Here is an 18,011-nt window from a genome sequence, read left to right on the forward strand (position 1 = left end):
CGCTGAACTAACTGCGAGCAACTGCGAATGTCCAGGGAAATGCCTCGTCAGAAGCGAGCCGACCCCATACATGCAGCGCCATTTTGCCCTGCAAGTCACTGAAAATCGTGAGGTCACGGGATCGACGCCCGTCGGAGCCACCACCCTACTTCCCACTCTGACGCGGAAGTTGCCGCAGCTTCACCCCCTCGGGGCGGCCCCGGGTTCATCGCCAGCTGGGTCCGAAGCCAGCCTCGGCCAACAGCACCGTCTAGGACGGCGCCCTCGCCGGCAGGCAGGCGTGGTGTAGGCGCTGATCAGTAGTCGGCGGGGATCGGCCCGAGGGGCCTGCTGAAACGCGGACGCCCTGGAGTCTGCTCGTCCTCCATCACGCGGACATCCGTGACGATGATTGCCTCACTGCGTCCGTACCGCCGCCGCGCGATGCCGTCGCGCTCGTCGACCACCATCGTCGTGCGATAGGCGGGGTCAGCCTCATGCTGGAACGTCACCAAGATCGAGTGACCACCGACGCGCTGCACCAGCATGGGAAAGAAACTCCCGCCGCGTTCACTGGGACCCCATTGCGGGAAGAGCTCCGGCATCGCCATGCAAACCGGCTGGGCGGACGCCGTGCTGCTGCGGAACTCCGTCTCAATCTCACCGTCGACATTGCGGAGGACACGGTCGCTGTACGACGCTCGGTCGCCGCCCCCTTGGCGATCCAGCACCCAGGCGCTCGCGAGCTCATCAAGCACCATCTGGAACTGTCGAACGCGACCCATCGGATCCTGCTCCACACCGCGCGCAACGATTCGGCGCGGCGACACGGTCCTGTGACAGGACGAGGGCTCTGATTCCGTCGAGATCGAGCGATTTGACGCGATCACGGAGATGGACGCACAAGTGGGGCGTGGCGACATCGCCGGTGATCTCAGCTACGGGCTACGGGGCCGCGATCCCTGCATCCGAGACGACTCCGCCCGGATGTCGTCCGCTTCCATCCCGTGCCCTCTCAGGCGTGGTTGTCGCCCGCACCGTCGCGTGCGCACAGCGATCGGCTATCGCCGTCGTTTGCGAGCTCTCAGCGTTGTCGAAGTGCGAGGCGGCAGATGCGATCGCACAGCTCGGCGTAGTCGATGCCGAACGCCGCTGCCGACTTCGGAAGGAGACTGGTTGCGGTCATGCCTGGCAGGCTGTTTGTCTCGATGATCCAGAGGCGTCCGTCGTCGTCGAGCCGGAAGTCTGAGCGGCTGTACCCGTCCAGCCGGAGAAGCTCATGAGCAGCTACCGCTGCGCTACGTGCGGCTTCAGCCACCGCGGCGGGCACCTCAGCTGGGAACTGCTCACGCACCGCGCCGGCTTGATACTTGTCCTCATAGGAGAACGCCTCGTCAGGCGGGATCACGATCTCGCCCACGGCGAGCGGCTGCCCGTCCAATATCCCCACGGTCAGCTCGCGACCACGGACGAATCGCTCGACCATGACGGGTCCGAACGAGCGAGCCTTGGCGATCGCCGGAAACAGGCTCTCCCGGTCTCGTGCGATAGACAGACCAACCGTCGATCCTTGCGCAGTCGGCTTCACCACCACGGGGTAGCCGAGCCGGTCACCAACCGCACGCGCGAAGGATGCGTCGTCACTCGGGAATGGGGCGATCACCCAATCGGGAGTGAGCACGCCGCCGGCCCGCAGCAGGGTCTTACTGATGTCCTTGTCCATCGCGAGGCTGCTGCCGAGCGACCCGGACCCCGTAAAGGGAATCCCGGCGAGGTCAAGGAGAGCCTGAAGCCTACCGTCCTCCCCCGAACCGCCATGCAAGGCGATGAAGACGAGATCGGTCGACCCGACAGCTGTGGGCAGCCGCAACGAACTGCCACCTTGCCGCATCGCTTGGAGGTGGGCCCCGGATGGCGGCTCGATCCCGACGCCGCCGCGTAGCACTCGTTGCTCTTCAGCCGTATCCAGAGCGCCATGCGCGGTGTCAACCGCAAGCACCTCGTAGCCGCGGGAGCGCAGGGCGGGGATGATTTCAGCGGCACTCGCGATCGAAACGTCCCGCTCTTCGCTCTCGCCGCCGAACAAGACCGAAATCCGCACGAGACGACCCTATGCGCCCGCAGGACAGCAACGGCCACCTCGCCCGCTGAAGGCTCCGTGGGTTCGTGCGGTGGTCGCAACACGATCGGGGCGGTGCATCGATGCAAGCTCCACGACCGCGCCGGCATCTCGAACGATCAGCTCGTGGTCGATCACCGGTCGTAAACATCGCGACGATGACGGAGCGCGATCACCGTGACGATGAGGACGTCGTCGTGGACGGTGTAGATGATGCGGTAGTCCCCAACCCTGACTCTGAGGGCTGGGCGCCCCTTGAGCGCTCTTGCTCCGGGCGGCCGCGGGTCCTCGCCCAAGAGCGAGATCGCTCCGCGAATCCGGCCGCGGTCACGGTGGTCGATCCGCTTCAGCGCCCGAACCGCGGCGGGACGCAGTTCGATCTGATAGCTCACGCCCAGCCCAGGTCGGCCTTCACCTGGGCCCACGGAATGTTGGGACCTTCCTCAGCCATCGCCTCATCAAACGCGGAGATGTCCTCGGAGTCCTCGAGGGCGTCAAGCATCCGCTCGTACTGCTCGGGGCTGATGAGGACGGCCGCACGCCGCCCCCGACGTTCGATGAACACGGCCTCACTCTGCGAGCGATCGATGACGTCGGACAGGTGGCTGCGCGCGTCTGCGACGCTGACGTGGGACATCGGTCAATTGTACATCCCACATTATTGGATGTACATCTTGCAATACGTCTGCTCAGCGCAACACCACTCCAAGCTCGGCGTCAGTGAGCGCACGGTTTGAGTACACCAGGCGGATCGCACTCGGGTCCGGGTTATCCGCATCGCGGCCGCGGTACGCGAGATCGAAGCCGAGTTTCACGGCGACGCGCGCGGAGGCGATGTTGTGCTCAAGCAGGTAGGCCACGATCGGGAGGTCGGGCAGTACCAGCGCAGCGTGGCGCACGGCTTCCTGAGCTATTTCGGTCGCGTAGCCCTGCCCGTGTTCGTCAGCGGCGAGCCGGTAGCCGAGATTCCAGATCGTGCCGCCGGCCATCAGAGTGCAGCCCCCGTATCCGATCACGCGTGACGAACCGAGCGGGCGCACGACCCACGCGCCGAGCCCGACCTGAATCCAACTCTCGAGCCACCGGGACATGACGGCACGCGTCTGGGCGATGTCAGCGTGCCGGCCGCTGGGAAAGTGACGCCAGACTCGCGGATCGCTGCCGATGACGAACAATTCCTCGGCATCCGCGTCTTCAGGACGCGACAGAGTCAGCCGGGCAGTTTCGACAGGCAACACGCCGTCGACGCTACGCGAAACCCACGCAAAGCCCCACGACCCCACCGCTGTCGGCTCTGACATACGAGCTCACGAGGAAAGAGGTACACCAATTTCTCAGCACGAGTGGATTGACGCCGGGGCTGGCGACGCCCTTTGACCGATCGGGTTGTAGCTTCGGCTTCCGCGTGCTAGTTCGGCGAGCAGTGAGTCTGTTAGAACGTGGATATGTCCGTCGAGCGACTTGCGCCAGGAACCCTGTACGTGGTGCTGGTAGTCGGACGCCCTGCGTCGGGTAAGTCGACCGTCAGTGCCGAGGTCGCCCGGCGTTGGAGCTTGCCTCTGGTGTCAAAGGATGGGCTGAAGGAAGTCCTGTTCGATTCCCTTGGCGTCGGTGACCGCGCCTGGTCAGTGAAGCTCGGGCAGGCCTCGTTCGCGCTTCTGGACCACGTCATCGATCTCCAGTTGCGCACCGGCCTGCCGTTCGTTGTCGATGCTGCCTACAGCGCGGAGTTCGAGAACGCGAAGTTCCAGGACTGGCAGAGGAGATACGGATTCGTGGCAGTGCAGGTTCATTGCACCGCCCCGGCCGCTGAGCTTCTGAGGCGATACCGTCGTCGTGCGAGCGATGGCACGAGACATCCCGGTCACCGCGATGCTGACGCGAGCGAGGAGTTCCGCTCCTCTTTGAAAGACACGCGGGCCGAAACGCTCAACCTCATCGGACCGGTCCTCGAATTCCCGTCAGAGCAGCCCGAGAGTCAGGCGAAGCTCATCGAAGAACTCGACGGGCTGCTGCCCGCACCTGACTAAGTCGAACGGCCTTCGGAGCAACCGGTCGCGGAAACCTTGCATCTTCGGCCGCCAGAAGCGATACATCTATCTGCGGTGCGGCGCTCAGTGAAGCTCGATCAAGCGGTTCCCGGCGGTGACCATCTTGACGGCAGAACCCAAGCGCGGCATGAACCAGGAGAGCAGCGCACGCTAGGAGGCGATCAGGACCGCGTGATCAGCCCGCGCGGCCGCGTACTCCAAGCACGCCTTGATGTCGTCTGCGGTCAGATACGGGTAGTCCTCGAGGATCTCCGCTTCGGGCACCGCGGACGCCAGGAGCGAGAGCACGTCGCTCACACGCACGCGCGTGCCGCGCACGCCTGGACGACCATGCGCGACGTCGGGGTCGACCACGATGCGCTCAAGCAGAGACATGCCGGCAGGATAACTGGCGCGACCAACGCCCCGCGGAAATCCGCTCACGCCGTACCTGCCAGACAGCCTTGTGCCCACACCGTGCGCACAATCGCACGACATTCAAGGTCAACCGGTGTGATCAATGAACTTCACGTCGGCTGCGGCCGAGTTAGCGGGCTTCACCCGTGCGCGACTCATTGCACAGATTTCCCGGCACGTCAGCCCCGTTGCGTGAACCACCGCGCGCGCGGAATCTGGATTCACGACCGAAGGAGTCTTGATGAGCGAGTCACACGAAGCCGACACCGACAAGATGCCTGCCGACGAAGAACTGCAGGAGCCGAGCACCGAGAAGGAGCCCGGCGACGAGCCGAAGGATGGTGACGACACGCCTGACGAGGTCGATCACGAGGCCGTCGGTGTCGGCGTGGTCGAACACGAGCCGGTTGAGAGCGGTTCGTCCGACGGGAACTCGGGCGAATGAGGCCTGGCGCCCGCGATCCGCGCGGGCATCGCGGCGTGACCAGTCACGTCGACCCTCGACGCTAAGGCGCGAGCCGCCGCTTGAGCTCGTGAATCTCCTCGCGGCTGCCGCCGTTGTCGAGATACCAGCCGGCGGTGCCGCCGGGATAGGCGTCCCAGTGCGCAATTACTCGCGCGATCAGTTCCGGCGGGGCAGCCACGCTGCGAACGGTGACGAGGTCCGCTTCGCGGGCGAGGTGAGAGAGACGTGAGTAGTGCCGACGCAACCTGCGGGCGAGGTCGGGCGAGATCTCGTTGGTCTTCAGATATTCGGCCTCGACGTATTCCGAGGGGATCTCGAGGAGACGTAGCACCATGGCGATCGCAACTCCGGTGCGGTCCTTGCCCGCAAGACAGTGGATCAGCGTGGGTCCCGACGAGTTCGCGACGACGCCGACGACGCGTGCAAGCGCCTGCGCGCCGGTCGAGTGCAGTAGTGAGGCGTAGAACTCACCGAGTTCTTCGCCAGAACTGGGACCTCCGGGGCCCGGTTCGCTCGGGTCGATGAGTGAGATCGCGTGGACGGTCGCGCTGTTCGCGAACGGGTGGCTCTCCGACTTCTCAAGCAGATGCCGGAGGTCGATGACCGTCGCAGGAGGCCAGGCCGCTCCGGCCGGGAGCCAGGCCGGCGGAAGATCATCCGAGAGAGGTGCGTCGCTGCGCAGCAGAACCGCCGGGCGCAGCATGCCCTGAGGCAGGCCCGCGGCGACGTCACGAAGGTTGACGAGAGAGTTCACGGCTGTTATCCCTTCATCCCGCTCAGCGCCATCGTGTTCTTGAGATGGCGTTCGATCAGCAGGAACACGATGATCGCCGGAAGCGCGACGAGTGTCGCGGCGGACATGAGCAGGGGCCAGTCGGTGCCGTTCTCGCTCTTGAACAGCGAGAGGCCGACGGTCACTGTGCGCATGGACGGGGAGCGCGTGACGATCAGCGGGTACAGGTAGCTGTTCCACGAGGAGATGAAGGTCATGAACGCGGCGACCGCCAGCGCAGGTCTCGACAGCGGGACAACCACGTTCCACATGATGCGGACCGGTCCGCACCCGTCGAGCACCGCCGCCTCCTCGAGCTCGGCAGGGATGCCTTCGAAGAACTGCTTGAGAAGGAAGATGACGAAGGCGTTCGCGAGGAATGGCACGATCAGCGCCTGGTAGCTGTCAACCCAGCCCCAGCCGCTCAGCATGACGAAGAGCGGAACGAGCAGCACTTCACCGGGAATCATGAGGCTGCCGAGAACGACGAGGAAGAGCGCATTTCGCCCAGGAAACTTCATACGCGCGAAGGCGTAGGCCGCGGGAATGCCGACCACCAGGTCTCCTGCAATCGTGGCCACCGCGACGATGAGACTGTTCAGGTACCAGCGGGCGAAGGGCCCTGCTTTCTCAACCTGCAGTACATTCCCCCATTCCCAGTGCGAGGGAATGATCCGTGGCGGCCAGGCCGCCACCGCCGAAGTCGGCTCGAGGGCGGTGAGGACCATCCAGATCAGCGGAAACAGCATGACGAGCGCAACGAGCAGCTTCAGCACGGTCGACGCTCCGCGAAGCATCCGCTCACGGGAACGAGCTCGCGATGTGGCGGCCGCGCGCGTCACCGGGCGCACACCGAGCGCCAGTTCGCGGGTGGCGGTCATTGGTAGAACACCTTCGAGCCGAGCCAGCGCTGCTGCACAAAGGTCACGAGCCCCAGCACAAGCATGAGCATGACGGCCATCGCGCAGGCGTAGCCGGTGTGGAAATAGCTGAAGCCCTGCTGATACAGCTCGTAGACGATCACGTCAGTGCTCTCCAAGGGGCCGCCCTGCGTCATCAAGTCGACCTGCGCGAACACCTGGAACGCGTCGATGACGCCGAGAACGAGACAGAAAAACAGTTGCGGGCCGAGGAGAGGCAGGGTGAGACGCAGGGCGCGCGTCGCCGGCCCGGCGCCGTCGAGTCGTGCGGCTTCGTAATAGGCCTGGTCGATGTTCTTCATGCCGGCGAGCAGGATCAGCATGAAGTAGCCGAACTGCCGCCAGACCGAGGGGATGGCGATGCCGATCATCGCGGTCGACGGATGCGTGAGCAGGCTCTGGCCGCCGAGCCCGACGAGACTCAGGGCGTAGTTCAGCAGGCCGAAGTTCGGGTCGAAGATCCACACCCACACGATCGAGACCACCGGGATGCTGATGACGAACGGCACCGCGAACGCCACACGGAGGATGGTCGACGCAATGCTCGCTCGCTCGACCGCGAGCGCGGCGAGGAAGGCGAGCACGAGAGTCGCGGGCAGAGTGAGCGCGACATACAGCAGCGTGTTTGTCGTTGCATGCAACACTTCAGGGTCGACCAGCAGTTGCGCATAGTTGCGCAGCCCGATGAAGTCACTCGTTGTGGAGATGCCGTTCCAGTTCGTCAGGCTCGTGAGCGCAGCGCGCACGATCGGATAGAAGACGAACACCCCGAGCAGGATGAGGGCCGGCGCGAGGAAGACGAAGGGAAGGAAGCGGCGGGAGCGGGCGTTCATGCCGCTCGCTCGCCGAATCGCTGAACAAGCATCTCGACGGCCTCGCGCTGTCGTGGCGCAGGACCGAACTCGAACACCGCGAAGCCGGTGAAGTCCACCTCCTCGAGCGCGGTGAAGACCGAATCCCAGTCGATCAGTCCGTCGCCGATCGGGAGATGCTCGTCGATCGGGCCGCCGTGGTTGTCCTGCAGGTGCAGATGCTTGACGCGCGGGCCCAGCCGGCGCACGGCCGCCGCTACGTCGAGCCCGGCTTGATTCGCGTGGCCGGTGTCGAGACAGACGCCCTTGAGCTCGCTGCGCCAGGCATCGTGCAGGGCGATCACCCCATCGAGGGTCCAGGTGTCCTCAAAGTGCACGTTGGTCTTGATCAGGTTCTCGGCAACGATCCGGATGCCTCGCGCTGAGCCGTAGTCGGAGAGGTCCTCGTACACGTTGCGCTCGAGTTCCTTCATCCGGGGCCAGTGCTGCGGCGGGAAATAGCCGTGAATTCCGGGATGCACGTTCACGACCTCGGCACCGATCCGATCGGCGACCTCAACCGCTCGCATCATGTCTGCCCGCGCCGCCTCGTAGGCGCCCGGGTTGAGCGAAGCGATGTTGAGGTCTCGGAACGGGGCGTGCACTGAGAAGCGCACGCCGTCGGAGCGCAGTTCAGCGATCTCGTCGAAGAGCTGGTCGGGCAGCTCGTCGAGGGCGAAGTCGACGGAAAGCTCGAAGGCACGGATGAATGACGCTGACTCGCGCATCTGCGCGACGTTGGTGATCGAGGCGGCGGCGGAGGGAGTGATGTGCACGAGGGGTCCTCTGGGTCGGCAGTTCGGCAGTGAGATGGAGGTGTTCCGGGCGCCGCCATGACGGCGGCACCCGGAACGGGGAGGGGATGCAGGTCGACAATCAGCCGGCGGATTTGGCGAGAATCGAGTTCGCTTGGCTCACGGCACTGTCCAGATTCGACTTGGCCGATCCCTTGCCGCTCATCGTCGCTTCGAACGCGTTCGCCCAGTCCGTCGAGATCTGCGGGTAGGACGGCAGGTTCGGGCGCGACCGGGCGTCGGCGATCTGTGCCGCGGCAACGGCACGACTGGGGTTGCCTGCCTCCCAGTCCTTCACGGTCTGGGTGTCCCACGCCGCCTGGATCCCGGGCATGTAGCCCGACGCGGCGGTCCACTGGGCCGAGACGTCAGGACTCGCCCACCACTTCTCGAACTCAGCGGCCGCCTGCTGCTGCCGCTTGGGGGCCCCCTTGAACACGCCGATGTTGTAGCCGCCGAGACTGAAGACCTTCTTGCCCATGGTGGGGAACTGGGAGACCCCCACCGTGAACTTGGCCGCGGTCGCAATGCCGGAATACGCCGTCGACGACTGCTCGAACATCGCCACCTTCCCTGCGGCGAACAGACTCGTGAGCTGGTCGAGTGAGGAGTCGGTCTGCACCATCTGCGCACCGCCGGTCTTCAGCAGCTGGCTGTAGTTATCGAACATCGCGAGGGACGCCTTCGAGTTGAAGGTCGCCTTGGTGTTCTTCGCGTTGAAGATCTCGCCACCGGACTGCCATTCGCGAACCTCGAGGATCCAGGGAGCCTGCGCGGGGAATCCGTATCCGATCACGGACCCACCTGTCGCCTTGGTGATGGCGCCCGCGTCGGTTTCGAGTTCACTCCAGGTCGTCGGCAACTGCGAGGTGCTGATGCCTGCCTTCTGAATGAGCGAAGGGTTGTAGTAGAGAACGTTGGAGTTGTAGCCCATCGGCACGGTGTAAAGCGTGCCGTCGTAGGAGTTCGCCGTTTCGATACTCGGGGTCATCGAGGCGCCGAGCGTCTTGGCCTCCGAGGCACCGACTGCATCGGAGAGCGGCGTGAGCGCCCCGAGTGCCGCCAGCTGAGCCATCGAGGTCAGCTCGAGCTGAGCGAGGGCGGGCGGTTTCTTGGCGGCGACCGCCGTCTGCAGCGCCTGCAGTTCGGAGTCGTACGGCTCGTAGACGAGCTTCACCTTGATGCCGGGGTGGGACTTCTCGAAGCTCCCGACGAGCGTCTGGAGCGAAGTTTCGAGCGGTCCCGTGTAGGTGTTCCAGAATTCGATTGTGACGGGGTGAGCAGCGTCGAAGCTCGGTGTCGCGGACGACTCCGAGTTCGTGGCTGCGGTGGCGCTGCATCCGGCGAGCGCCGTGATGAGGGCGAGCGGCAGCGCCGCCCTGAAGATTTTCTTCACGGTGTGCTTTCTGTTCGGTTGTCGCGAGGAGGGGCAGTGGAGGGGAGGCGAGCGGTTCGGCCGCTAACTGTCGGCGCGGCGCTGCTGGGGTCCGAGCGCTTCGTACATGCGCACGATGCTGACGGTGGTGTCGATCGACTGAGACTTGGTCCGCCCGGGAGCCATCTCGATGACGGTGCGCAGCGTGGCGTCGATGTCGTCGGATTCGATCTCGTAGACCGCCAGGTATTGCGGTCCGTCGAAGGGCGGGACTGAGTCGACCAGCCTGAACCGCTGGCCGGTGAGGAAACCGGGCATTCTGAGCACTTCCGGTACGTGAGTGTTCTCGTACCAGTCGTTGAACTCGGGCTCTGCGTCGGGGGAAGGTTGGGTGGAGACGATCTGGAGGAACCGAGGAGGCATGCCTAGATCGTAGATTCATCTAGATGAATCTACGACGGGCCCGTGCCTTAACGTTCCATGAACCGCGCAGGGCTCGTCGCGGACACCGAACCTCAGTGTTCCGCGTGACGGCCGCGATAGTGCACGACGTAGGACGCCCGCTCGGCGCGGATGCGCCTACGCACGTAATAGACGGGCACGTCATCAGGGTCGACGCTGACCCCATCGCGAACGATCAGAGGCGCCCCGAGGTATCCGCCGAGATGCGCGACCTCGATGTCGCCTGCCGCCGCAGCCGAGAAGGCGCGCCACGAGTAGAACAGGGTAACGCCGAAGCGCCGCCGCAGCTCCCCCGACATCGTCGCACCGCCGATCCAACCCTGCGCAAGGTCGGGAAAGCGCGCGCCGTCGACCCAGTAGCTGCTCACGGCGAAGGTGTCGCCCCCCGAGCCGACAAGGGTATCGAGACGGACAAGCCGCTCCGGCGGCATACCGAGATGACCTGCGGCGAGCGCGCTCGGATCGGCCGACCAGCCGAGCACGTGCTCGACCACGTCGTTCACGACGCTCTTGATCGAGGCATGCACGCTGCCCTCGTCGATCGACTGCCCTTGCGGATCGACCTGGATCTCCAGAACGGCCGGCGGATCGGCGACATAGCTACCGCTGCCCTGGCGCACCTCGATCACGCCGAGCTGCCGCAGATGCGCGAGAGCCTCTCGCAAGGTCAACCGGCCAACGCCGTACTCGGCCATCAATGCGACCTCGGTGGGCAGCCGCTGACCCGGCATCCACTCGCCTGCGTTGATCCGATCCTGCAGCCGGGAGGCGATCGTCCGAAACACGGAGTTACGGCCATATCCTCGTTGCGGCACGCCCCGAATCATAGGCCGCCTGCATGGCGCGCCGGTATCGGCAGGCCTCTCGATGGCGACTACCGCATCGTCTACGAGATTCACGACGGCGTGCTCGTGATTCTCGTGTTGGCCGTCGGTCACCGACAGGAGGTCTATCGAAATCTCTAGTGCATAACTGCCGGTGGGCGAGCGGCTCACTGGATGAGTGAGGATTCATTCATGACGGATGAATGGCAGGGGCGCACGCTCGAGCTCGACGGAGCGGTGATCTCATACTCGGAGCTGCCCGGGGACGGGCCGGTGATCGTATACGCCCACGGCCTGTCGTCGAGCAGGTCGGCCGACGATCGACGCGGAATCATCGATTTCACCCCGATCACGGAGTCGGGCCGACGATTCATCCGCTACGACGCTCGCGGGCACGGCCGCTCGACGGGGCGTGCCGTGCCGGACGACTATCTGTGGGACCGCCTGGCCGACGACCTGCTCGCCTTGGCGGACGCGGTCTCGCCCGACGAGCCGATCGTCGTGTTCGGGACCTCGATGGGGACCGGCACAGCCCTGCACGCGGTCGCGAAACGGCCGGACCGGATCAGCGCGCTTGTTCTCTCAGCGGTCCCGACAGCGTGGGAGCTGCGCGCCGCGCAGGCGGGTCTCTACGAGCAATTCGCGACGGCGGTCGAGACCAACGGCGCGGAGTACCTCGAGTCGATGCTCGAGAACGCCCCGGCCGTCCCGATCTTCGCCGACCTGGAAGTGGAGCAGTTCGGTCCGGACATCCCCGAGGCGCTGCAGCCGTCCGTGTTCCGGGGCGCCGCCCGCACCGATTTCCCGAGCCGCGACATCGTCGCTCGAACCACGACGCCGACGCTCGTGCTCAGCTGGGACACGGATCCCTCGCATCCGGTGAGCGTGGGGGCAGAGGTCCACTCGCTCATCGCGGCGTCCGAGTTCCGGGTTGCGGAAACGTCGGCCGAGGTGCGCACGTGGGGCGCCGCAGCAGCAGACTTCGTCGCGGCACTGGCTGAGCGGTAACGCGCGCCGTCAGAACTCGGGAACCTCGACCTTGCCCTCGGCGACGTCGATCATCTCGGTGGACAGCGGCTTCTCCCGCATGACCAGAGCAAGGATGAGTGACACGGCCATGAGCGGCACGGTCAGCTTGAACAGGTCTCCATACGCGCTCGCGAGTTGCGCCTGCGTCCGGGCGCCGGCAGTGGCGGCCGCCAGCACGGCGGAGAAGATCGCGGTGCCGAAGGCCCCGCCCATGGTCTTGAAGAAGTTCAGTGCGCCGGTCGCCGCGCCGAGGTGCTCGTGCGGGGCGGCGTTCTGGCCGCCGAGCAGCGCGACCTGGACGAACAGGCCGGCGCCGGCGCCGACGAACACGAGCGGGATCATGACGACCCACACACTGGTTCCGGCCCCGACATATCCGAGGAACCACATCGCGATGCCGGTGATGATCGCGGCGATCACCGGGTAGAACTTGTACCTGCCGCTCTTGGCGATGGCCGGCCCCGCGATCGAGGTGGCGACGATGAGGCCGAGGAACATCGGAATGAGCGAAAGCCCCGCGAGGAATGCGCTGTAGCCGCGGACGGTCTGAAGGTAGAGCGGCACGTAGACCATGGCGACGAACAGAATCCAACCGGCAACGAGTCAACGCGGCTGATCTGATCAACCGCCTCATCGCGCTTGCGTCACAGCGCGCAGATGAGCCGAACGACGCATAGTGGCCGAACCACGGCCAGAGACCTATCGCGACACACTCGCGGCCAGCCGCGGCCGTCACTATGATCCGCGGTATCTCGCACGTGCGAAAGGCCGGCCATGACCATACTGCGTACCGCCGATCCGTCCGAAGCGAGCGGCGACATCGCCGCGATCTACGCCGAAGACCTTGAATCCCTCGGGTATATACCTGAGCACACCCGCGTCATGGCCCTGAACCCCGAGGCATACCGCGCCTGGGAGTCACTGAGCCGCGCCATCGCGCCCGGAATGGGTAAGCGCAGGTACGAGCTCGTGACGCTTGCGGCCGCTCGTGGCACCCACTCCGCGCATTGCAGGCTCGCGCACGGCGCGCGGGCGCTCGGGCTATCGCTCTTCGACGACCAGCAGCTCGAGCGCGTGGCCCGCGATTACCGCGAAGCCGACCTCACGGACGCCGAGGTCGCGATGATGAGCTTCGCCGAGCGCGTGAGCGGCGATTCGTACGCGATGACGGATGCCGATGCCGAGGCGCTTCGCCACCATGGCTTCACCGATCGCGAGATCGTCGACATCGCGCTCGCCGCGGCAGCGCGCAATTACTTCAGCCGAGCGATCCAGGCGCTCGGCGTCGCGGTGGATGTGCCGCCCGCGCTTACGCCCGAGCTCGCGGACGCTCTGACGTCCGGCCTGTAGCCGCGCGGGTCAGCGGGGCAGGCTCGCCTCCAGCGCCGCGATGACCGATGGGTCGTCGGGCTCGGTCTTCGGGCGGAAGCGCGCGACCGTGCCGTCAGGCGCAACGAGGAACTTCTCGAAGTTCCACTTGATGTTGCCGGCCTTGCCTTCGGCGTCGGGTGTGGTCACAAGCTCTTTGTAGAGCGGATGCCGGTGGCGCCCGTTCACTCGAATCCGATCCATGATCGGGAACGTCACGCCCCACGTGGTCGAGCAGTACTCCGCGATCTTCTCGTTGTTGCCGTATTCCTGCAGGAACTGGTTGCTCGGGAATCCGATCACAGTGAACCCGCGCTCGCCATAGCTGCGCTGCAGCTGCTCGAGCTTCTCGTACTGCGGCGCCAAGCCGCACCGGCTCGCCACGTTCACGATCAGCTTCGACAGGCCCGTCCACTCCGCGAGCGTGGTGTCGCGCCCATCGAGTGTCGTGAGCGGAATGGTCTCGAGATTGGTCACAGTGAGCTCCTTACGGCATCCATCTCATGACAACACGAGTCTGCGCCGTTTGGGGTTCACTGCGTCAGGTGAATTCGCCGCGGAAGATCCATTGCACGCCGAAGCGGTCGTAGAGCTGGCCGTACAACCCGAACGGCATCTCGTGCAGCTCCTGCAGGTGGCGCGTACTTGCGCCGCTCTTGAGTCGCTCGAACGCCTCCGAAAGGTCTGCGTCTGCGGGACCCGTCACGAACACCGCCGACATGTTTCCGCGGGCGGGCGTGAGGTCCGCCGCCATCCAGTCCGATGCGGAGACCCGGAACGCACCCCGCTGCAGCTGCGCGTTGATGATGCGATCGTGCAGTGCGGGTGGGAACGCGGCTTTCATCGGGGTGTCTGCGAGTGCGGTGATCGTCAGCTCGCCGCCGAAGCAGTCACGGTAGAACGACATCGCGGCCGCGCAGTCGCCATCGAAGAGCAGATAGGGCGCCGTCTCCATGTCGTCAAGAATCGCCCCGCCGGGTAGGCGACCGGCGCGGACACTCCGGCGGGCGCGAGCCTAGCGAGCGTTGCCTGCGCGCAGCCACGCGATGTAATCGGCAACGGCGGCGGCGGTGTCGTATTCGGGCTCGTAGCCGGTGTCGGCGCGCAAGCGGCCGATGTCGAGCGGATTCCCGGCGCGGGAGACGCCTTCCGCCAGTTCCAGGTCGATGCCCGGCTCGATGGCGTGAATCGCGTCGATGACGTCGGCGTTGGTCGTAACGCGGCCGGAGGCCACGTTGTAGGTGCGGTGAACCAGGTGCTCGGCCGTCTGGAGCAGCGCGATCGCGCGGCCGGTGTCCTTGACGTAGCAGAGGTCGAGCCCGTCGCCGAGGTGCGGCGTGGCAAGCAGCCCGGACAGGTCGACCGGGCGACGCCCGGCGGCCGCGTGGATCAGGGCAGGCGCGGCGAAGAACGGGTCTTCATGGCCGACCGGCCCCCAGGTGCCCGAGATCCGGAGATTCACGATCTCGATGCCCGTCGCCTCGGCGAGTTGTTCGCCGAGGAGCTCGCCGATCTTCTTCACCCGCGGAATCGCGTGCGGCGCGCTGAGCAGGACAGGCAGCTCCTCGGTCAGGGGGCCGTCGTGCACGAGACCGCCATAGACGCCGATGGTGCTCGCGACGCCGATGCGGCGTACGCCCCACTCCTGCCCGACGCGAACGATGTTGAGGAATCCGCGCAGCACGCTCTCGGTCAGTTCAAGCCCGCCACCGACCGCAGCCGCCCCGGCACCGGCACCGGCCCCGGCCCCGCGAGGTGCCGGGTAGCCGGCGAGGTGCACGATGCCGGTGATCTCATGCCGCGCACCGAGCGCCCGCAGGGCGGCGAGGTCGGCCACGTCGATGCGCTCGGCGACCACCGGCAGATCGGCGAGGTGCGCGGGCGGCTCGGCCGCCCCGCGCTGAATGATCACGCAGTCCTCGCCCAGTCGAGCGAGCGCGCGCACGGTGTGGGAGCCGATGAACCCGGACCCGCCGGTGACAAGAATCATGTCGCATCTTTCGTCAGTTTGTCGCCTCTTCAGGACGACGGATCATCAGTGTTACTGACGATCAGCGTACGGATACCATCGACTCATGTCAAAGGAAGAATCTGGCGGCCAGACGCCTCCCGTCCGCCGACATGATGACGTGCTCGGCTACCTGCTCAAGCACGCGTACCTCGCCTCGGAGGAGCAGACCGACGCGGCCCTCGCCGAGCTGCAGGTCACCAGCCGCGAGCTCGGCGCGCTCCGCGTCATCGCGAGCGGTGAAGCGAGCTCGCAGCAGGAGGTGGCCGCCGTGCTCGGCGTCGATCGCACCTCGATGGTGGCGCTGCTCGACAGGCTCGAAGACACCGGAATCGTCGCGCGACACCCGGCACCGCAGGACCGTCGCCGGAACCTGATCGAGCTCACGCCGGCCGGTCGTGAGCTGTTCGACCGTGCCGAGCAGGTCGCGGTCGCCTCAGAACGCGAGTTCGTCGCCGCGCTCGGCGCACGCCGCGCGAGCGAGCTTCGGCAGGCGCTGCGAGACGTGCTCAGTACGGCATCCGTCTAGCTACCGGCGAGCAACCTTCGGCGGGCGGTCGCTCAGTCGGTGCCGACAGGCGCGACACGCTCGAATCGGAACAGACCGTCCGGGTCGAGGCGCCGTGCAAGATCCCCGAGTGCGAGCGACGGCAACGGCAACGCCGACGGCGCCAGTGACGCCGAAGGCGCGTACGGCGCGACGTCAGGGTCGGCCTCACGGAACGAGATCGCGTCGACGCCCGCGTCGAGGTCGGCCGCAGCGGCGAGCGCAGCACCGACGGCGGCCGCCGTCGCGGCGCGGCGCTCGGGGTCGCCGCTGCCCACCACGTGCAGCAGGAAGGGGCCGGGGGCCGTCGTGAGCACACCCGGGCGAGCCGGGGCCGAAGAGGCCACATGGCGCAGTTCGGCCATCAGCGCGCCGTCGGGGCTGCCGACTCGCGCCGCCCCCAGCAGCTCCACAGCCCGGTCGGCGGCGCCAGCAGTGAGCCACCGGCCACCGCCGACGGCCGCGACCGGCCCAGGAGGGTCGAGATGGATCTGCGCGAGGCGCGCCGCGTCCGCGGGGCCGGTGCTGTCGACCACGGGCTCGCCGGCTGCGCATACCGCGGCGCGCAGCGCGCCGGCGCCGGCACGATCCCCATCGGACACGAATGACAGGTGCACGACGGGGGCGCCGAGCAGCTCCGGCGGGAAGGGGCCTTCAGGTGGCAGCTGCAGGTGGGCGATCGTGCTCGTGATCGCTTCGGACAGCGCAGGCAGCACCGCCGCCCAGGCCGCGATGACGGCCTCGGCGCGGTCGATCGGCCACAGGAGGTGCCCGGCGATGAGCTCGCCGGGCCGGATGAGCTCGAACTCGAGCTCCGTCGCAATACCGACGGGCGCACCGCCGCGGAATGCGTGGATCGCCGCGCGATCCAGCTCGTCAGGCGCGTCATCGGACGCCCGACGGATGCGCCCGGTGCCATCGACATATCGCACGGTGCGCAGCTTTCCGGCTGCCAGCCCATAGGGACGCGTGAACCAGCCCACGCCGCCGCCGAAGGTGTAGCCCGCGACGCCGACACTCGGCGACGTTCCCGCCAGGCCGAGCAGGCCGTGTGCCTCCGCCGCGCCCTGCACCTCACCCCGCACCGCGCCGGCGCCGACGCGGGCGACGGCGTCGGCGGCGTCGATGCGCACGGCGGCGAGTCCGGACATGTCGATCAGCAGTTCAGCGGCTCCGAGCGGACGAGCGGCGCCATGGCCGCTCGCTTGCACGACAACGGATGTCTCGAGCCGGCGCGCCACCGTGACGGCCTGGGCCACGTCGGCCTCCGAGCGCGGCAGCACGACAGCGGCGGGCGACTGCCGCACCGCCCGATTGTCGGGCGCCGTCGCCTCGTCGTACCGAGCCGCGCCCGGAAGCACCACCGGAACGGAACCCATCAAGGCGGCGAGCGCCGTCGCATCCGTCGGCATGTTCATCGTGTTCCCCCTCGCGGCGCGAGCATCGTGTTGCGGTCTCGCACCGCACGATAAGCGCTCGACCCTGCCGCGCCAACGGCTGGACAGCGAACATCAGGCCTTGACGCCGCACTTGTTTTTTGCAAGTGTTCGGCTCATCAACGTAACGGATTCCCCGAACGGGAGAGTGCTATGACTGCGATGTTCGTCAACCTGCCAGTGACCGACCTCGAGCGCGCCAAGGCGTTCTATACGGCCATCGGAGGCACCGTCAATCCACTGTTCACCGATCACAACGCCGCATGCGTCGTCATCGAGGATGACTACAACTACTTCATGCTGGTCACTCGCGAGTTCTTCCAGACCTTCAGCGAACTGCCGATCGGCGACCCGACGGTCGCCGTCTCAGCCGCAACCGCCCTGTTCGTGGACAGCCGCGAGGCCGTCGACGCGGCAGTGGCCGCGGGCCTCGCCGCGGGCGGTACAGAGCCGCAGCCGGCCTCCGACTACGGCTTCATGTACCAGCGCCAGCTGACCGACCCCGACGGCAACGTTCTCGAGTTCGGGTACATGGACCCCGTCGCGGCCGCTCAGGGTCCCGAGGCGGCGCTGAGCCAGCAGGGCGCCGAGCAGACCGACCAGCAGGCCTGAGG

The 18,011-nt window shown here is 66.4% G+C and carries 25 protein-coding genes; 7 read left to right on the forward strand and 18 right to left on the reverse strand.

Annotated elements, in window-relative coordinates:
• Nucleotides 1-296 precede the first annotated feature (296 nt).
• The 5 genes from ACFOYW_RS09510 to ACFOYW_RS09530 form a co-directional block, all read right to left on the reverse strand.
• The gene (locus ACFOYW_RS09510) at nucleotides 297-779 is read right to left on the reverse strand and encodes a hypothetical protein (protein WP_390228690.1); all 483 of its coding nucleotides are present in this window, start codon (nucleotides 777-779) and stop codon (nucleotides 297-299) included.
• Nucleotides 780-1,063: 284 nt separating this feature from the next.
• Nucleotides 1,064-2,080, reverse strand: coding sequence for a D-alanine--D-alanine ligase family protein (locus ACFOYW_RS09515; protein ID WP_390228691.1), 1,017 nt, complete (start codon nucleotides 2,078-2,080; stop codon nucleotides 1,064-1,066).
• Between the two features lie 152 nt (nucleotides 2,081-2,232).
• Nucleotides 2,233-2,490: a type II toxin-antitoxin system RelE family toxin gene (locus ACFOYW_RS09520; RefSeq protein ID WP_390228692.1), complete on the reverse strand. Its 258-nt coding sequence runs from the start codon at nucleotides 2,488-2,490 to the stop codon at nucleotides 2,233-2,235.
• Nucleotides 2,487-2,735 (reverse strand): type II toxin-antitoxin system Phd/YefM family antitoxin, encoded by a 249-nt coding sequence (locus tag ACFOYW_RS09525; RefSeq protein ID WP_390228693.1) that lies wholly within the window; start codon nucleotides 2,733-2,735, stop codon nucleotides 2,487-2,489. The genes ACFOYW_RS09520 and ACFOYW_RS09525 overlap by 4 nt, the downstream gene beginning before the upstream one ends.
• Before the next feature lie 52 nt (nucleotides 2,736-2,787).
• Entirely contained in the window at nucleotides 2,788-3,336 is a 549-nt protein-coding gene (locus tag ACFOYW_RS09530) for a GNAT family N-acetyltransferase (RefSeq protein WP_390228694.1), read from the reverse strand.
• A 207-nt stretch (nucleotides 3,337-3,543) separates the two neighbouring features.
• Between ACFOYW_RS09530 and ACFOYW_RS09535 the strand changes: the two genes are divergently transcribed.
• Nucleotides 3,544-4,128, forward strand: coding sequence for an AAA family ATPase (locus tag ACFOYW_RS09535; protein ID WP_390228695.1), 585 nt, complete (start codon nucleotides 3,544-3,546; stop codon nucleotides 4,126-4,128).
• A gap of 171 nt (nucleotides 4,129-4,299) precedes the next feature.
• Here ACFOYW_RS09535 and ACFOYW_RS09540 read toward each other — a convergent pair whose 3' ends face one another.
• Nucleotides 4,300-4,524 (reverse strand): DUF433 domain-containing protein, encoded by a 225-nt coding sequence (locus ACFOYW_RS09540; RefSeq protein ID WP_390228696.1) that lies wholly within the window; start codon nucleotides 4,522-4,524, stop codon nucleotides 4,300-4,302.
• A gap of 262 nt (nucleotides 4,525-4,786) precedes the next feature.
• Here ACFOYW_RS09540 and ACFOYW_RS09545 point away from each other — a divergent pair, with 262 nt between their 5' ends.
• Nucleotides 4,787-4,990: a hypothetical protein gene (locus tag ACFOYW_RS09545; protein ID WP_390228697.1), complete on the forward strand. Its 204-nt coding sequence runs from the start codon at nucleotides 4,787-4,789 to the stop codon at nucleotides 4,988-4,990.
• A 61-nt stretch (nucleotides 4,991-5,051) separates the two neighbouring features.
• Here ACFOYW_RS09545 and ACFOYW_RS09550 read toward each other — a convergent pair whose 3' ends face one another.
• From ACFOYW_RS09550 to ACFOYW_RS09580, 7 genes are all read right to left on the reverse strand, one after another.
• Nucleotides 5,052-5,765 carry a tyrosine-protein phosphatase gene (locus ACFOYW_RS09550; RefSeq protein WP_390228698.1) on the reverse strand — a complete coding sequence of 238 codons (714 nt, stop codon included), beginning with the start codon at nucleotides 5,763-5,765 and terminating at the stop codon, nucleotides 5,052-5,054.
• A 5-nt stretch (nucleotides 5,766-5,770) separates the two neighbouring features.
• Nucleotides 5,771-6,664: a carbohydrate ABC transporter permease gene (locus ACFOYW_RS09555; RefSeq protein ID WP_390228699.1), complete on the reverse strand. Its 894-nt coding sequence runs from the start codon at nucleotides 6,662-6,664 to the stop codon at nucleotides 5,771-5,773.
• Complete coding sequence (locus ACFOYW_RS09560; protein ID WP_390228700.1) at nucleotides 6,661-7,536, reverse strand: carbohydrate ABC transporter permease; 876 nt, start codon at nucleotides 7,534-7,536, stop codon at nucleotides 6,661-6,663. The genes ACFOYW_RS09555 and ACFOYW_RS09560 overlap by 4 nt, the downstream gene beginning before the upstream one ends.
• On the reverse strand, nucleotides 7,533-8,330 hold the full coding sequence (locus ACFOYW_RS09565) for a sugar phosphate isomerase/epimerase family protein (RefSeq protein WP_390228701.1): 798 nt from the start codon (nucleotides 8,328-8,330) through the stop codon (nucleotides 7,533-7,535). Before ACFOYW_RS09565 ends, ACFOYW_RS09560 begins: the two co-directional genes overlap by 4 nt.
• A 100-nt stretch (nucleotides 8,331-8,430) precedes the next feature.
• On the reverse strand, nucleotides 8,431-9,744 hold the full coding sequence (locus ACFOYW_RS09570) for an ABC transporter substrate-binding protein (protein WP_390228702.1): 1,314 nt from the start codon (nucleotides 9,742-9,744) through the stop codon (nucleotides 8,431-8,433).
• A gap of 63 nt (nucleotides 9,745-9,807) precedes the next feature.
• A complete protein-coding gene (locus ACFOYW_RS09575) occupies nucleotides 9,808-10,146 on the reverse strand; it encodes a hypothetical protein (protein ID WP_390228703.1) in 339 nt (112 codons plus the stop codon).
• A 92-nt stretch (nucleotides 10,147-10,238) separates the two neighbouring features.
• Nucleotides 10,239-11,012, reverse strand: a complete 774-nt coding sequence (locus tag ACFOYW_RS09580; protein ID WP_390228704.1) for a GntR family transcriptional regulator — start codon at nucleotides 11,010-11,012, stop codon at nucleotides 10,239-10,241.
• On the opposite strand from ACFOYW_RS09580, the gene ACFOYW_RS09585 reads away from it, so the two are divergent.
• Both ACFOYW_RS09585 and ACFOYW_RS09590 read left to right on the forward strand, forming a co-directional pair.
• On the forward strand, nucleotides 10,992-11,150 hold the full coding sequence (locus ACFOYW_RS09585; RefSeq protein ID WP_390228705.1) for a type II toxin-antitoxin system RelE family toxin: 159 nt from the start codon (nucleotides 10,992-10,994) through the stop codon (nucleotides 11,148-11,150). The two genes, ACFOYW_RS09580 and ACFOYW_RS09585, sit on opposite strands and share 21 nt — an antisense overlap.
• A gap of 51 nt (nucleotides 11,151-11,201) precedes the next feature.
• Nucleotides 11,202-12,017, forward strand: a complete 816-nt coding sequence (locus ACFOYW_RS09590) for an alpha/beta fold hydrolase (RefSeq protein ID WP_390228706.1) — start codon at nucleotides 11,202-11,204, stop codon at nucleotides 12,015-12,017.
• Between the two features lie 9 nt (nucleotides 12,018-12,026).
• On the opposite strand, the gene ACFOYW_RS09595 is transcribed toward ACFOYW_RS09590, so the two are convergent.
• Nucleotides 12,027-12,626, reverse strand: a complete 600-nt coding sequence (locus ACFOYW_RS09595) for an MFS transporter (RefSeq protein WP_390229599.1) — start codon at nucleotides 12,624-12,626, stop codon at nucleotides 12,027-12,029.
• A 186-nt stretch (nucleotides 12,627-12,812) separates the two neighbouring features.
• On the opposite strand from ACFOYW_RS09595, the gene ACFOYW_RS09600 reads away from it, so the two are divergent.
• Complete coding sequence (locus tag ACFOYW_RS09600) at nucleotides 12,813-13,388, forward strand: peroxidase-related enzyme (RefSeq protein WP_390228707.1); 576 nt, start codon at nucleotides 12,813-12,815, stop codon at nucleotides 13,386-13,388.
• 9 nt (nucleotides 13,389-13,397) lie between these two features.
• Here ACFOYW_RS09600 and ACFOYW_RS09605 read toward each other — a convergent pair whose 3' ends face one another.
• From ACFOYW_RS09605 to ACFOYW_RS09615, 3 genes are all read right to left on the reverse strand, one after another.
• Complete coding sequence (locus tag ACFOYW_RS09605; protein ID WP_390228708.1) at nucleotides 13,398-13,883, reverse strand: glutathione peroxidase; 486 nt, start codon at nucleotides 13,881-13,883, stop codon at nucleotides 13,398-13,400.
• 64 nt (nucleotides 13,884-13,947) lie between these two features.
• Complete coding sequence (locus ACFOYW_RS09610) at nucleotides 13,948-14,361, reverse strand: VOC family protein (RefSeq protein ID WP_390228709.1); 414 nt, start codon at nucleotides 14,359-14,361, stop codon at nucleotides 13,948-13,950.
• A 60-nt stretch (nucleotides 14,362-14,421) separates the two neighbouring features.
• Nucleotides 14,422-15,396 carry an NAD-dependent epimerase/dehydratase family protein gene (locus ACFOYW_RS09615; RefSeq protein ID WP_390228710.1) on the reverse strand — a complete coding sequence of 325 codons (975 nt, stop codon included), beginning with the start codon at nucleotides 15,394-15,396 and terminating at the stop codon, nucleotides 14,422-14,424.
• An 85-nt stretch (nucleotides 15,397-15,481) separates the two neighbouring features.
• On the opposite strand from ACFOYW_RS09615, the gene ACFOYW_RS09620 reads away from it, so the two are divergent.
• Nucleotides 15,482-15,943: a MarR family winged helix-turn-helix transcriptional regulator gene (locus tag ACFOYW_RS09620; protein ID WP_390228711.1), complete on the forward strand. Its 462-nt coding sequence runs from the start codon at nucleotides 15,482-15,484 to the stop codon at nucleotides 15,941-15,943.
• Nucleotides 15,944-15,975: 32 nt separating this feature from the next.
• Here the strand turns inward: ACFOYW_RS09620 and ACFOYW_RS09625 are convergent, their stop codons facing one another.
• Nucleotides 15,976-17,379 (reverse strand): FAD-binding oxidoreductase, encoded by a 1,404-nt coding sequence (locus ACFOYW_RS09625; protein ID WP_390228712.1) that lies wholly within the window; start codon nucleotides 17,377-17,379, stop codon nucleotides 15,976-15,978.
• 171 nt (nucleotides 17,380-17,550) lie between these two features.
• Here ACFOYW_RS09625 and ACFOYW_RS09630 point away from each other — a divergent pair, with 171 nt between their 5' ends.
• A complete protein-coding gene (locus ACFOYW_RS09630; RefSeq protein WP_390228713.1) occupies nucleotides 17,551-18,009 on the forward strand; it encodes a VOC family protein in 459 nt (152 codons plus the stop codon).
• The last annotated feature ends 2 nt before the right edge of the window (nucleotides 18,010-18,011 follow it).

The sequence above is a fragment of the Gryllotalpicola reticulitermitis genome, assembly GCF_042651345.1.
Classification (GTDB): domain Bacteria; phylum Actinomycetota; class Actinomycetes; order Actinomycetales; family Microbacteriaceae; genus Gryllotalpicola; species Gryllotalpicola reticulitermitis.